This window comes from Vibrio sp. 03_296 (genome assembly GCF_002265885.1).
Window position 1 is genome coordinate 1 of the sequence record NZ_NPKW01000340.1, and the last position, 666, is coordinate 666.

The 666-nt window shown below is 45.3% G+C and carries 1 protein-coding gene and 1 pseudogene; both read right to left on the reverse strand.

The window, feature by feature from the left end; all coding sequences use genetic code 11:
- A pseudogene (locus CIK04_RS24480) lies at nucleotides 1-385 on the reverse strand (YebC/PmpR family DNA-binding transcriptional regulator); the annotation flags it as partial.
- Nucleotides 386-513: 128 nt separating this feature from the next.
- A partial coding sequence (locus tag CIK04_RS24485) for a DUF3283 family protein (protein ID WP_128824681.1) occupies nucleotides 514-666 on the reverse strand: 153 nt, incomplete at its 5' end.

Below are 666 nucleotides of genomic sequence, written 5' to 3' on the forward strand. Positions count from 1 at the left end.
AACCACACCAGGAGTACCGATTTTTGCACCAGTCTTCACAAAGCACTGACGAACGTCTTGGAAAGTACGGTTGCCATTGTCTGTTAGACAGTCAACGATCACGCTAATGCCACCTGGGCCAAAACCTTCGTAGCGAGCTGGTTGGTAATCTTCACCGCCACCGCCACTTGCTTTGTTCGAGTGCTTTATCAATAACGTGTGTATGGAACCTGATCTTTTTTCGCTTTCAGTGATCAGGTGACGCAGTGACAAGTTCATGTCTGGGTCAATACCACCGTTTTTCTGCACACACGTAAATTTCTTTACCGTATTTGGAATAAACTTTAATTTTTGCGCCTGCAGTTTTCGCCATAGAGGCTTTGCGCACTTCAAAACTTCTTCCCATCGGGATGTCTCTCTACATTTACATTTTTAACGCGAAGGATTTAGCAAAAGCGAAACCAATTCAATTTTCGCTCCGCTGAGGAATGGGGCACCGGTCACTTAAATTAAGGAAACTGGGCACAAATCGAGTTATGCCACCCCCATCACTCGTTTGTATTTCTCGATCGATTGCTCAAAAAACGCTTTTTCGCTCGGATCGGACAACTTCTCGGCCTGCGTCATGATTGCATCAGGGCCGCATTTCGCTTCTTTCAATTGCCAAACTAAAAAGGAAGCTTGCTT